This window comes from Paenarthrobacter sp. E2MeOHC11 (genome assembly GCF_058744955.1).
Window position 1 is genome coordinate 1,583,684 of sequence record NZ_CP196673.1, and the last position, 12,347, is coordinate 1,596,030.

General features: G+C 63.9%; 11 protein-coding genes. 4 read left to right on the forward strand and 7 right to left on the reverse strand.

The window, feature by feature from the left end; genetic code table 11:
• The first annotated feature begins 75 nt into the window (after positions 1-75).
• Genes acs through ACSSVG_RS07245 form a run of 4 tightly spaced genes read left to right on the forward strand, consistent with a single transcriptional unit; the run spans position 76 to position 5,247 of the window.
• On the forward strand, positions 76-2,202 hold the full coding sequence (acs, locus tag ACSSVG_RS07230; RefSeq protein ID WP_492418139.1) for an acetate--CoA ligase: 2,127 nt from the start codon (positions 76-78) through the stop codon (positions 2,200-2,202).
• Complete coding sequence (gene sfnG / locus ACSSVG_RS07235; RefSeq protein ID WP_492418141.1) at positions 2,199-3,389, forward strand: dimethylsulfone monooxygenase SfnG; 1,191 nt, start codon at positions 2,199-2,201, stop codon at positions 3,387-3,389. The genes acs and sfnG overlap by 4 nt, the downstream gene beginning before the upstream one ends.
• Positions 3,389-4,756, forward strand: coding sequence for an O-acetylhomoserine aminocarboxypropyltransferase/cysteine synthase family protein (locus tag ACSSVG_RS07240; RefSeq protein WP_492418143.1), 1,368 nt, complete (start codon positions 3,389-3,391; stop codon positions 4,754-4,756). The genes sfnG and ACSSVG_RS07240 overlap by 1 nt, the downstream gene beginning before the upstream one ends.
• Positions 4,753-5,247 carry a CoA-binding protein gene (locus tag ACSSVG_RS07245; protein WP_231340318.1) on the forward strand — a complete coding sequence of 165 codons (495 nt, stop codon included), beginning with the start codon at positions 4,753-4,755 and terminating at the stop codon, positions 5,245-5,247. The genes ACSSVG_RS07240 and ACSSVG_RS07245 overlap by 4 nt, the downstream gene beginning before the upstream one ends.
• 17 nt (positions 5,248-5,264) lie before the next feature.
• Here ACSSVG_RS07245 and ACSSVG_RS07250 read toward each other — a convergent pair whose 3' ends face one another.
• The 7 genes from ACSSVG_RS07250 to ACSSVG_RS07280 all read right to left on the reverse strand — a co-directional run bounded on the left by ACSSVG_RS07250 (position 5,265) and on the right by ACSSVG_RS07280 (position 12,268).
• Complete coding sequence (locus tag ACSSVG_RS07250; RefSeq protein ID WP_492418145.1) at positions 5,265-6,110, reverse strand: hypothetical protein; 846 nt, start codon at positions 6,108-6,110, stop codon at positions 5,265-5,267.
• The gene (locus ACSSVG_RS07255) at positions 6,107-6,661 is read right to left on the reverse strand and encodes an RNA polymerase sigma factor (protein ID WP_231340316.1); all 555 of its coding nucleotides are present in this window, start codon (positions 6,659-6,661) and stop codon (positions 6,107-6,109) included. The genes ACSSVG_RS07250 and ACSSVG_RS07255 overlap by 4 nt, the downstream gene beginning before the upstream one ends.
• Positions 6,662-7,000: 339 nt before the next feature.
• A complete protein-coding gene (locus ACSSVG_RS07260; protein WP_492418147.1) occupies positions 7,001-8,443 on the reverse strand; it encodes an HNH endonuclease in 1,443 nt (480 codons plus the stop codon).
• 91 nt (positions 8,444-8,534) lie between these two features.
• Positions 8,535-9,791, reverse strand: a complete 1,257-nt coding sequence (locus ACSSVG_RS07265; protein WP_492418149.1) for an alpha-L-fucosidase — start codon at positions 9,789-9,791, stop codon at positions 8,535-8,537.
• Entirely contained in the window at positions 9,788-10,402 is a 615-nt protein-coding gene (locus tag ACSSVG_RS07270) for a TetR family transcriptional regulator (protein ID WP_492418151.1), read from the reverse strand. The genes ACSSVG_RS07265 and ACSSVG_RS07270 overlap by 4 nt, the downstream gene beginning before the upstream one ends.
• On the reverse strand, positions 10,399-11,445 hold the full coding sequence (locus ACSSVG_RS07275) for a saccharopine dehydrogenase family protein (protein ID WP_492418153.1): 1,047 nt from the start codon (positions 11,443-11,445) through the stop codon (positions 10,399-10,401). Before ACSSVG_RS07275 ends, ACSSVG_RS07270 begins: the two co-directional genes overlap by 4 nt.
• A 367-nt stretch (positions 11,446-11,812) precedes the next feature.
• Positions 11,813-12,268, reverse strand: coding sequence for an iron chaperone (locus ACSSVG_RS07280; protein WP_492418154.1), 456 nt, complete (start codon positions 12,266-12,268; stop codon positions 11,813-11,815).
• Positions 12,269-12,347 lie beyond the last annotated feature (79 nt).

A 12,347-nucleotide genomic window follows, 5' to 3' on the forward strand; every position in this document is an offset into this window, starting at 1 on the left:
ACGACCATCCCAGCGAAACAAAGGGCGACCATCCCTTGGATCGCACTGCGCCAATTCCAGGCATGGAGATTTCGCATGACTTCTGCCGTACCCAAAATTTCACACACCACTTCGGACGCGACGGCCTCTGAAGCAGGGCTGCTTGACGCGCCCGGCTCCCTTCACGGCTCATCGGGATGGTCCTCGACTGAGCCCGCGGACGGCGCAGTGCACGGCGCTGATTTCGGCGAGCGGGCGCGTCACAGCGGTTTTGATGAGACCGGATCGGCCGTCGGCTTCTGGGAAGAGCAGGCACGCCGCCTGCATTGGGCGGCGCCGTGGCACACCGCGCACACTTGGACGCCGACAGACGTCGAAGCGGGCCGCGGCCCGGACATCAGATGGTTCGACGGCGGCAAATTGAACGTCGCGTACAACTGCGTGGACCGGCATGTGCTTGCCGGCAAGGGTGACAAGGTAGCCCTGTACTTCGAGGGCGAGCCGGGTGACCGCCGTGCCATCACCTACGCAGAGCTTCAACGCGAGGTGTCCAAGGCCGCCAACGCGCTCCTGGACCTTGGGATCACCAAGGGCGACCGCGTGGTCATCTACCTGCCAGTGATCCCCGAAACTGTGATCGTTACGCTAGCCGTGGCCCGCATCGGCGCCATCCACTCCTTGGTTTTCGGCGGCTTCTCGGCCGAGGCGCTCCGCTTCCGCGTGCAGGACACACAGGCGAAGCTCCTGGTTACTACGGACGGGCAGTTCCGGCGCGGAACGGCTGTGCCCGTGAAGGACAATGCCGATGCCGCCGTCGCCGGTGACAACGCCATCGAGCACGTACTGGTTATCAACCGGACCACTCCTGCCGGGGATCTGGCCAGCGTAAACATGAAGGAAGGCCGCGACGTCTGGTGGCACGATGTCGTGGACACCGCCTCCGACGTGCACGAGCCGAAGGCTTTCGACGCCGAGACTCCGCTGTTCATCATGTACACCTCCGGGACCACAGGTAAGCCGAAAGGCCTGGTTCACACCTCGGGCGGTTACCTCACGCAGGCCTCCTGGAGTTTCGAGTACCTCTTCAGCAACCCGGACCCGTCCTCGCGGGAAAGCGACGTGCACTGGTGCACCGCTGACCTCGCGTGGGTCACGGCCCACACCTACGAGATCTACGGGCCGCTCTCCAACGGCGTCACCCAGGTGATTTTCGAGGGCACCCCCAACACCCCGCATCCGGGCCGGCACTTCGAGATCATCGAGCGTTACAAGGTCACCCAGTACTACACCGCGCCCACGCTGGTCCGCTCCCTCATGGGTTGGTTCCCCGACGGCGTGCCGGAGAGCTACGATTTCTCCTCCATCCGTGTATTGGGCACGGTGGGCGAGGCCGTGAACCCCGAAGCCTGGCGCTGGCTGCGCGGGAACATCGGCGGGGGCACTGCACCCATGGTGGACACGTGGTGGCAGTCCGAAACGGGCGCCACCATCATGTCTCCCTCACCAACGGACACCGAGTTCAAACCCGGTTGTGCCGCACGGCCGCTTCCAGGGGTCAGCACACGGGTAGTGGACCAGGCCGGCACTCTTTCGGAGCCCGGCGTGCAGGGCTTCATTGTGGTGGACCGTCCCGGCCCCGCCATCGCACGGACCGTCTGGGGCAACCCGCGGCGGTACTTCGATTCCTACTGGAGCCAGTACGCGGAGCAGGGCTGGTTCCTTGCCGGCGACGGCGCCAAATACGACTCCGACGGCGACATCTGGATCCTTGGGCGCGTGGACGACACCCTCAACGTCTCAGGCCATTTGCTGTCCACCATCGAGATCGAGTCTGCGCTGGTTTCACACCCGGACGTGGTGGAGGCCGGGGTCTGTCCGGTGGCCGATCCCACCACCGGGCACGCGGTGGTCGCGTTCGTCGTCCTTCGCGGTGACGCCCGCACTGACGCCCGCAGTGACGCCTCCGGTGGGTCAGCTGCGGAAGTGACCAACAACCTGCGCAACCACGTTGCCAAGGAGATCGGCCCCATCGCCAAGCCGCGCGACGTCGTCGTGGTGGCTGACGTACCCAAAACCCGCAGCGGCAAGATCATGCGCCGTCTGTTGACCCAGCTTTTTGAGGGGACCGCCCTGGGCGATACCACCTCACTCCAGAACGAACCGGCTATTGCCGGCATCCAGGACGTCCTGCGCGAGCGGGCCCTAGTAAAGGAAAATTCATGACCGAGATCAGCAACGTCGCCCGACTCTCCGAGCCGCTCAAGTTCGCCTACTGGGTTCCCAACGTCTCCGGCGGCCTGGTGGTGTCCACCATCGAGCAGCGCACCGGCTGGGACTTCGACTACAACAAGAAGCTTGCCCGGATCGCGGAGAACTCCGGCTTCGAGTATGCCTTGACCCAGACCCGCTACGCCGCTTCCTACGGTGCGGATAAGCAGCACGAAGCGACGTCGTTCAGCCTGGCGCTCCTCGCGGCGACCGAGCGTCTCAAGGTCATCGCCGCCGTCCACCCGGGCATGTGGCACCCCGGCGTCCTGGCGAAATTCATCATCACCGCGGACCACATCTCCAATGGCCGTGCTGCCGTGAACATCGTCTCGGGCTGGCTCAAGAGCGAGTTCACCAACTTCGGCCTCGAATGGCTGGAACACGATGAGCGCTACGTCCGCACCGAGGAATTCATCAACGTCCTCCGCGGCCTGTGGACCGAGCAGGGCTACAGCCAGGGCGGCAAGTACTACAACATCACCGACTTCACCCTGAACCCGGCGCCCGTCGACGTTCCCGGGCGTGCGCACCCGGAAATCTTCTTCGGCGGAAACTCGACGGCGGCTCAGGCCACTGCGGGCCGCGTGGCGGACTGGTACTTCTCCAACGGCAAGGACCTGGAGGGCTTCAAGGAGAACATCGCCGGCGTGGTGGCCGCTTCCGGTGAGACTAAGCGCGGCACCGAGGGAGCGCTGTCCTTGCCGAAGTTTGGCCTCAACGGCTTCGTGATCGCCCGCGATTCCGAGAAGGAAGCACGCGACACCCTCCGTGAGGTCGTGGAAAAGGCCCACAAGCCGGCAGTCCAGGGCTTCCGGGACGCCGTGCAGGAAGCCGGCGCCTCCACCAAGGACGGCAAGGGCATGTGGGCGGACTCCACGTTCGAGGACCTGGTCCAGTACAACGACGGTTTCAAGACCCAACTGATCGGCACCCCGGAACAGATCGCCGAGCGGATCGTGGAGTACAAGAAGATCGGCGTGAACCTGTTCCTCACCGGGTACCTGCACTTCCAGGAAGAGATCGCTGCGTTCGGCCAGGACGTCCTGCCGATCGTCCGTGAACTCGAAGCAGACCTTGCCCGCAAGAACGGCACCGAGCTGGACCTCTCCTCCACACCCGTCGCCGATTCGGTGGCAGTCTGATGGCTGACCGTACCTTCGGATTCCGCACCCGTGCCCTCCATGCCGGCGGCACTCCCGACGCCGAGCACGGCGCCCGCGCGGTGCCGATCTACCAGACCACGTCCTTCGTCTTCAAGGACACCAACGATGCCGCGAACCTCTTCGCCCTGCAGAAGTACGGCAACATCTACTCGCGCATCGGCAACCCAACTGTCGCGGCTTTCGAGGAGCGTATCGCGTCCCTTGAGGGCGGGATCGGGGCGGTAGCAACGGCGTCGGGCATGGCTGCCGAGTTCATCACCTTCGCCGCGCTGACGCAGTCCGGCGACCACATCGTCGCGGCGTCCCAGCTGTACGGCGGCACTGTCACGCAGCTGGACGTGTCCCTTCGCCGCTTTGGCGTGGGCACCACCTTCGTGCCCGGAACGGATCCGGCCGATTACGCCGCAGCCATTCAGGAGAACACCAAGGCGCTCTTCGTCGAGGTCGTTGCGAACCCGTCGTCGGAAGTGCAGGATCTTGCCGGGCTGGCCAAGGTAGCGCACGACGCCGGTATCCCCTTGGTGGTCGACGCCACCTTGAGCACGCCTTACCTCGTGCGGCCGTTCGAGCACGGTGCGGACATCGTGATCCACTCGGCCACCAAGTTCATCGGCGGCCACGGCACCACCCTGGGCGGTGTGATCGTGGAAAGCGGCCGGTTCAATTGGGGCAACGGCAAGTTCCCCATGATGACCGAACCTGTCCCGTCCTACGGCAATGTCTCCTGGTGGGGCAACTTTGGCGAATACGGCTTCCTCACCAAGCTGCGTTGCGAGCATCTTCGCGACATCGGCCCGGCGCTCTCACCCCTTTCCGCGTTCCAGCTGCTGCAGGGTGTTGAAACGCTCCCCCAGCGCCTGGATGAGCACCTGAAGAACGCCCAGGCCGTGGCCGAATGGCTCGATGCCGATCCCCGCGTGGCGTACGTGAACTACTCAGGTTTGCCGTCCCACCCGCACTTCGATCGCGCACGGACGTACCTGCCCAAGGGGCCGGGTTCCGTTTTCTCGTTCGGTGTTGCCGGGGGTCGTGCAGCTGGCCGGAAGTTTATCGAGTCGCTGCAGATCGCGTCCCATCTGGCCAACGTGGGCGACGCCCGCACCTTGGTCATCCACCCCGGTTCCACCACCCACCAGCAGCTCAGCGCCGAACAGCTTGAGTCGGCTGGCGTGCCGGAGGACCTGGTCCGGATCTCCGTTGGCTTGGAAGACCTTGAGGACATCCTCTGGGACCTGGACCAGGCGCTGACGGCGGCCCAGACTGTTGCATCTGATGAAGAACCAGGTGAAGCCTGCGCGGTGGCAATCCCGGCGGCAGGCACTCAAACCGTAGGAGCGAAAGCATGAGCACCGCTGAACGTACCTGGGAGGGCCCATCTGCTCCTGAGCGCCTGGCACTCCTCCGGCAGGCGAAGTCCATCGCGATCGTCGGTGCCTCGGACAAGCCGTCCCGTGCCAGCTACTTCGTGGCCACGTACCTGCAGTCGTCCACCCGTTACAAGGTGTATTTCGTCAACCCTGTGGTCAAGGAAATCCTGGGCCAGCCAACGTACGCGTCGCTGGCCGACCTTCCCGAGTCACCGGATATCGTGGACGTCTTCCGCAAGAACGACGACCTTCCGGGGGTCTTGGACGAAGCCGTCGCGGTTGGCGCCAAGACGCTGTGGCTGCAGCTCGGTTCGTGGCATGAAGAGGTTGCCCGCGACGCCGAATCTGCGGGCCTCAACGTGGTCATGGACCGCTGCGTGAAGATCGAGCACGCCCGCTTCCACGGTGGCCTCCATCTGGCTGGCTTCGATACCGGGGTTATCTCTTCGAAGCGCCAGGTTCTGGCGTAGCCAGCCCCCAAACACGACTAGCGGTGACCGCGTTTCAGCCACTGCTTCCACTTGTCCATCGCAGTCTGGAACTGCTCTTCTGCGCGCTTGTCGGACAACGACGGAAGCTGCGGGCCTTGTTTGCTGCCCTGGGCCCCGGGCTTGTCTGACTGCCCCGCACCGGGTTTTGATGCTTCAGGCCAGACTGCTTCCTGGCCCCGCGTCTTGACCTGGCTCGGCTTCGCCTGCGTGTTCTGGTCCGGGTTTGGCTTGGACCCGTTCGGAACGGCAGGTGTGGGCACGGTGGCTTCCGGGACAGCGACCGCTACCGGCGGCTGTGCCACGTCCGCTGCCGGCGCCTTTGCCGGGGTTTGTGCCGGGGCCGGATTTTCGACAGGTATCGCTGGTGTTGGCACGGTGCCTGCGACGGGAATCGACGGCACTTCCGAGGCAGGTGGAACAGCGGCCGGATCTGCGGCAGGAGCCGCTTCCGTGCTGACACGTGGCGCATCGGGCGCAGGGAGTACCGGCGCGGCGACTGCCGGCTGGGGCTGGAAATTCCCGATGAGTTCATCAATGAAAGACGGGTTCCGAGTGAAGCCCGAACTGGCCGCGGCAACACCGCTCACACCAAGTCCCATCGCAGCAACCACGGCAATGCTGACCACAGCGGTCCGATGCTTGTGCCGCCAACGACGCTTGGACAGTTCATCGTGCGGTCCGGCGATCATGGCAGCGAGCTCCGCGCTGGGGGCAGGAGCCGACAGATTGGCAAAGGTACCCAGCGAAAGCAGCGTATTCCGGACGTCCGAGGCGTCGGCGAGATCGGCGTCGAGCAACAACTCGTCAACCATCGCTTCGCGGTCTGTATCCCTGTATGTCATGGCGACACGTATTCCTTTACTGCCGAATGCTCACGGAGCGTAATAAGAGCCCGGCGCTGCAACTGCTTTACTGCGCCGGCGGTTTTCCCCATGATGTCGGCTACCTGTTCAACCGTCAGGCCGGCCACGATGCGGAGGTTCAGGACCTCACGTTGGTCGTCGCCCAGGTAATCCAGGAGTGCTGCCACCTCATTCGGCGCCAGCCTGGTCAAAGCTTCGGCCTCCGCAGAGCTCGATTCGCGCGTATCCCGCTCGGGCTCGAACTCGTGGTGTATCGGAGCCCGGCTTTGCTTCCGGTGCTCATCCACCATGCGTGCATGGGCCACCGAGAAGATGAATGTCCGCAGGCCGTTAACACCGCCGCTGAGGTCATCCAGCCGCGGCAAGACCGCGAGGAACACATCCTGCGTACTTGCTTCAGGATCGGGCACGCCTTTGGCCGTCAGGTAGCCGAGAACCTGGCCCGCGTAGGACTGGTAGACGGCACTGAACAGTTCCGCGTTATTGCCCTTGAGCGCATGAAGCGCTTCGTCGGTCAATGCGTCGGTCACAGTTATGGGACTTTCGATCGGCGGCAGGTCCGTGGCTTTGTAGCCAGGTCACCCGCCTTTGCACGACGGAGGACTTCACCAAGGGTATCTGCTCTGCCGGGCCATCCTCACGGAGGACCCGCTTGTCCGAGGAAAATCTGATCAGGCAAATTGATCCGGACAAGGAAGAGCCGAGCTGGAACATGATGGGGGACAAATTCCAGCTCGACCCTTTCACAGACGTAATCGTCCACGTACGCCAAAGGGTTACGCCGGGTACGAATCTTTTTTGAAAACTTTTCAGGGCACGTCAGGACGCACCGATATGGGCGTCCTGCGGGCACGTTTGAACGGCGGTGATTACGTTCTGGAGGGCCGGTGCCCGGGCAGGGGCGGCGCTTGCGAGCGGTAGCTGTGTCCGGTGGGCGTGCGGATTTCCAGGGTGTGTCTTTCCCCGGGCCTGGTGTTGGCGCTCCAGCCGGGGTTTTCTTTGGTGTGGTTGCAGGCTTCGCAGAGGCCGGCCCCGTTGGCCAGGATGGTGGTGCCTCCGGCGTGCCAGGGCACGATGTGGTCGATGTGCCGGATGGGCGCGTCGCAGTAGGGGGCGCGGCAGGTGTCATCGCGGGTTTCGATGAAGCGTCTGAGCCGCGGTGGAAAGAGCCTGGCTTTGGAATCCGTTGTCAGGAGATCTCCTGTGGCAGGCGCCGTATAAAGCCGGCGAAGCCAGACCTGGAGCTCAGGATCCCGCGGAGGACCGGAGTCGCTGCCAGCCGCGGGATCCTGCCCCGCTGGAATCTCCCTGCCTGCGCCGCCTGCACCGACTAGTTTCCGGGCCCACCCTGCTGGGACGATTCCGTAGCCCTTCACGCGTGCGGGTTCGGCATCGCCCTGAAAGAGGGTCCGGTCGGTCATCACGAGGTCCAGATTGATCCCTGAGATCCCGCACGGCGTACCGGTGACCCGCTCAACGAGGGTGTCGGCCATGACCTGGCCCCAGTTCCGGGGATCACCGGCCGAACGGGCAGAATCAGCCCGACGCGTGAGCGCGGCATAGACCGCAACCCCCTGCGCGACCGGCAGCAACGCAGTCAGGTACGTCATGGTGTCCGGCGCCGGACGCAGACTCACGGTCCGCTCGGACACGGCGTGAGAGGCACGCTTCACCACCGACCGCGGATCACGCCGGTACGCGACCGCTTTCGCCGCGGCAATGATCGCTTGATCCCCAACGCCGTCGAAAGTTCCGGTATCCGCTGCGAGTTCCTCGTCCACGGCACACCGGTCCTCCACAGACAAGCACGCCGTTTCCTTCACCAGCAACGTCGCCCGCCACTCATTCAACTGGCCCGTGTTCAACGCGGCCAAGGTTCGTGGCATCTCCATGACCAGGGCTTTGGCCATCCCCAACAACCGGGAGCCACGATTCGGGGACTCCCGCCGAGCCAACGCCACCTGCGCCCCAACACCCTTACCCCGCTCGGACACGGGCACACCGGCCTCTGCCTGCTCCTGGCGCTGTGCCAGATCCAACGCCACCGCGATCCTCACCTGCAAAGCAACGATGGCTGACTTCATCTCCTCCAACGCCCGCAACTGATTGATCAGATCGCCACTGACAGTGCCGGACTCAACAGCTCTTGGCTGCAGGGAGGAACTGGACTGCCTGGATGAGCCGGACTCCACAGTACCGAGCCGGATACGGCTTGGACGAACGGAATCGTCACCGACAGGAACCAGCGCAGGAATGGGCGCGCCCGACGCCACCACACCCGCTCGCCTGTCCCGAATCTGCTCCATGTCCATACTCTTGCAGGAGGCACCGACAAAATAAGGAGCACCCCCGGGAACGTTGCCCGGCGGCTGGCAGTGCCGGCCCGCCCGGGCCCTGCAGACGTCAGTCCGGCGCGTCCGTGGGAGCCTCGTAGCCCTCGGGAATCGCTGGCACTGCAGCATCGAGGGCCCCGGTGTAGACCCGCGCCGATGCCATGCTGCCACCTTCACCGCTCAGTTTCACGTGCAACCTTTTTGCGGTGACAACGGGCAGCTGGTGGATGCGTCGGTTACCGACCGTCTTTCCCTCAACAAGCTTTGAATCATCTCCGGAAACAACGTGGTGCGTGATCCGCTGCCCCGAACTCAGGTCCTCCACGAGCTCAAGGTGATTGAAGGTGACCGCAGCCGGGAAGCTCAAGGTCGCTCCGCCGTCGTGATGTTCCACGGTTGCCTCAACCGCGCCGGAGAGCCGACGGTCCAACTCCGCCGTCCATTCCCGGAGCCGTCGCATGTCCTCGTCTGGAATCAACCCGCGGGTGTCCGGAGGCAGGTTCAACAAAAGGTTGGCCCCCATTCCCACAGATTGGTAGTAGATCGCGAGCAGGTGCTCAGTGGATTTTGCTTCATCGTCCGGGTGCCAGAACCAGCCACGACGGATGGAAACGTCGCATTCGGGTGGTAAGTAGTGCGCAGTTCCGAGCCCCGAGCTGGAGTCCGTGTATTGGGTATCGGACGTGCGGTCCACCACGTAGTTCACGGGATCCAACGCCAGGCCGTTCTCGTTGCCCACCCAGCGGATGGTCGGCTGGCCCATGTTGAAAATCATGGCCTCAGGCTGGTGTTCCTTAACTACCGCAATGATCCTGTCCCAGTCGTACTCCCGGCCCACCGAACCCGCGCCGTCGAACCACAGCTCCATGAGCGGACCATAGCCCGTGCACAGTTCCGTGAGCTGCTGGAGGTAGAAGTCGTCATAGGCTGCGGAATCGCTGTAGCAGTCGGCGTTCCGGTCCCAGGGTGACAGGTAAAGTCCCAGTCCTATCCCCTGTTCAGCGCAGGCCTGGGCGACGTCGCGAACCACGTCGCCCTTGCCACCGCGCCACGGCGAGGAAGCGACGGAGTAGTCAGAGGTGGTCGTCGGCCAGAGACAGAAGCCATCATGGTGCTTGGCAGTGAGGACCAAGTACCTGGCACCCGCTTCCTTGGCCACGCGAACCCAGCTTCCGGCGTCGAGCTCTGAGGGGTTGAAGGTGGAGGCCGGGATGGTGCCGTCGCTCCATTCCTTACCGGCGAAGGTGTTGATGCCGAAGTGGATGAACGCGCCGAATTCCAACTGTTGCCACCGGAGTTGGGCGGGGGTGGGCATCACCTGAGTCACCGAGAAGCTTCCTGTCCGTGGATCAACCACTGTGCCGTGCGAATGATGGTTTGGTCGCCTTGTTCAGTTCGCAGTCCTGCGATGTCGGACCGTGTGACGGCAGCGCCTTCGAAGAGGCTCACTATCGCGGCGGCAACGTCGCTTGTTTCGGGCTCGGTAAGGTCCGGCCTGCCACGCCGGACCACGCCTTGCACACGCGCCGAGTACTGTGAATAGAACGCCCTCACGGCACCGGCCGCTGACTCGTCGGAGGCAGCCATGGCCCAGATTTCCAGGTGCATCCTGACGTCTGCCAGGCCCGAATGTTCCTGGAGCAGCCCGGTGAGCAGGCGGTGGGAATCGTTCTGGGAAAGTTGGCCGGAAGACTCGGCACCGAGCTCAAACCCGGCCGTTTCCTCGAGCCTCCGCAGCGAGCGCTCGAGTGTCCGTTCAAGGACGGAACGGATGAGGTCGGCCCGGGTTGGGAAGTAGTGCTGCAGGTGCCCTATCCGCACACCTGCAGCGGCGGCGAAGTCCCGCATTGCCGCGTTTGCGTTCCCCTTGGTGACCAGCACTTCCTCCGCAGCGTCAAGGAGCGCCGCCTTCCGCAGGGCGCCCTTGCTTTCGGTCATGACCTCAATATTGTCACACCCCACGATTCCAGTTTCGCGAGCTGCGAGGCCGGTTCCGGCACCGATTCAGGGAACAAGACTCCTGCCTGTGCCCCGGCGCCAAGCACCGAGTGGAGTCCCAACAAACCACCCAACGCGGTCAGGTGCGCCTGTCCCTGGGGATCCGAAATGACGGCAGTTCTGGTGCCGCCCGGCCCCTCCACATCCACACGAAGGTGCGCGGTTCCGCCCGATCCCGGCGAGTACAAAAGGGACCGCCGGAGCGGTTCCCACCGTTCTCCGCTCCCCCAGCGGAACAGCCCTATCGTCCTCGCGGCGAGCAACGCCGTCGTGGAGGTGTTGGAACTGAAGCCAATCCTCGTGGCCACCGAGCCGGCGCCGATAGTCAGCGGCAAGGTGAACTGCTCAGGGGTGTCCAGGCGGGCGACTTTGGTGCGGTGGCCGGCAATGTCCACCCAGCGGGTGTCACTGAGGGGACGTACGACGGCGGCCTTACCGCCTTTGCGTACTTCAAAGTCCAGTCCCAGCCGGTCGATAAAGTCGACAGAGTCGGCGCCGGCTTGGTCGTTGGTGTCATAGCGGATGGCGACGTCGATCTGGTCAGCGCCTCCCACGTCCTCAGCCAATGCCGCTGCCACGATGTTGGTAATTCCTCCCATCCAGCCCGAGCTCAACAGCACGGGACCTTCCGGCTGCATGAGGGTTGCCAGGGTCAGGGCCCGGGTGACACGGCTGGTCCAGCGGGTGACGTCAACATATGGAATCCCGGCCTGGACTGCCGCGCGGAGCACCCTGTCGTCGGGGTCGTTGACCGTGCTGATGACGGCCCTGACGTTGGCTTTGAAGGGTTCCGGCTGGTTGAGGTCCCACCGACGGACGGCAACTCTTTCGCTGGCGAGGCTGCTTCCCCGGTCTGGATTCCTCCCGGTCAGAAGTAGGGGCCACTCCTTCGCGGCGAGTTGGGTGAGGGCAGTTCCGACTGTGCCGTAGCCGCCTGCGATCAGCACAGGGCCGGAGGGATCGAGTTCAAGGAGATCGTTCATAAACTTGATTCTAGGTCATTTGACCTAAAATCGCCTGATGCGTTCACCTTCGTGCCGACGGCGCGTAGGCTGCGGGTATCTACCTGAGGACGCAAAGGAGAGACCATGACCCTTCCGCCAACTCACGAGCCCGAGCCATTCCCACCGGATCCCGGACCCGTGGCGCCACCACCGGACCCCACCACACCGTTTCCGCCCAGTCCCATTCCAAGCCCCAACCCAACACCTGGCCCGTCACCGGCGCCCGATCCTGGGCCCGTTCCGCCGCACCCGAACCCAGATCCCACCTACTGACCTCCTTTGAGAGTCAACGACGGCGGCTGGTCGCCCGTGTGGGCGACCAGCCGCCGTCGCGGATTTCAGACCGTCAGGCGATGGCCCGCTTGATGAGTTCGACGATCTTCGTTTCGACCTCCGGAGTAATCTCCTTGAGGGCAAACGACGTGGGCCACATGGCGCCGTCGTCGAGCTTGGCGTTTTCTTCGAAGCCGAGCGTGGCGTACCGTGCTTTGAACTTGTGTGAGCTCTGGAAGAAGACGATGTTCTTCCCGTCCCTGGCGTAGGCCGGCATCCCGTACCAGGTCTTGGGCGTCAGTTCCGGCGCGTGTTCCTTGACGATTGCGTGGAGCCGTTCGGCCATGACCTTGTCCGCCTCGGGCATTTCGGCGATCTTTGCCATCACGTCGGCTTCACCGTCTGCCTTGGACGCCTTCTTGCGCGGAGCCTTCTTCAGCTCCTGAGCGCGCTCCTTCATTGCGGCGCGCTCTTCCTCCGTAAAGCCGTCGTAGGACTTGGTCTTGTTGGTCGTTCCGGTCTCAGCCATGGCAGGCCCCTCTTCTCTGCTGGATATCTTGCGGATATCCCAAAGCTACGGTGCCGGCAGGCTGGATGCTTCTCCGAAA

What these genes read in the sequence shown, in the direction of transcription:
- acs (WP_492418139.1), top strand. Translation starts at nt 76, where the DNA reads ATGACTTCTGCCGTACCCAAAATTTCACACACCACTTCGGACGCGACG.
- sfnG (WP_492418141.1), top strand. Translation starts at nt 2,199, where the DNA reads ATGACCGAGATCAGCAACGTCGCCCGACTCTCCGAGCCGCTCAAGTTC.
- ACSSVG_RS07240 (WP_492418143.1), top strand. Translation starts at nt 3,389, where the DNA reads ATGGCTGACCGTACCTTCGGATTCCGCACCCGTGCCCTCCATGCCGGC.
- ACSSVG_RS07245 (WP_231340318.1), top strand. Translation starts at nt 4,753, where the DNA reads ATGAGCACCGCTGAACGTACCTGGGAGGGCCCATCTGCTCCTGAGCGC.
- ACSSVG_RS07250 (WP_492418145.1), bottom strand. Translation starts at nt 6,110, where the DNA reads ATGACATACAGGGATACAGACCGCGAAGCGATGGTTGACGAGTTGTTG.
- ACSSVG_RS07260 (WP_492418147.1), bottom strand. Translation starts at nt 8,443, where the DNA reads ATGGACATGGAGCAGATTCGGGACAGGCGAGCGGGTGTGGTGGCGTCG.
- ACSSVG_RS07270 (WP_492418151.1), bottom strand. Translation starts at nt 10,402, where the DNA reads ATGACCGAAAGCAAGGGCGCCCTGCGGAAGGCGGCGCTCCTTGACGCT.
- ACSSVG_RS07275 (WP_492418153.1), bottom strand. Translation starts at nt 11,445, where the DNA reads ATGAACGATCTCCTTGAACTCGATCCCTCCGGCCCTGTGCTGATCGCA.
- ACSSVG_RS07280 (WP_492418154.1), bottom strand. Translation starts at nt 12,268, where the DNA reads ATGGCTGAGACCGGAACGACCAACAAGACCAAGTCCTACGACGGCTTT.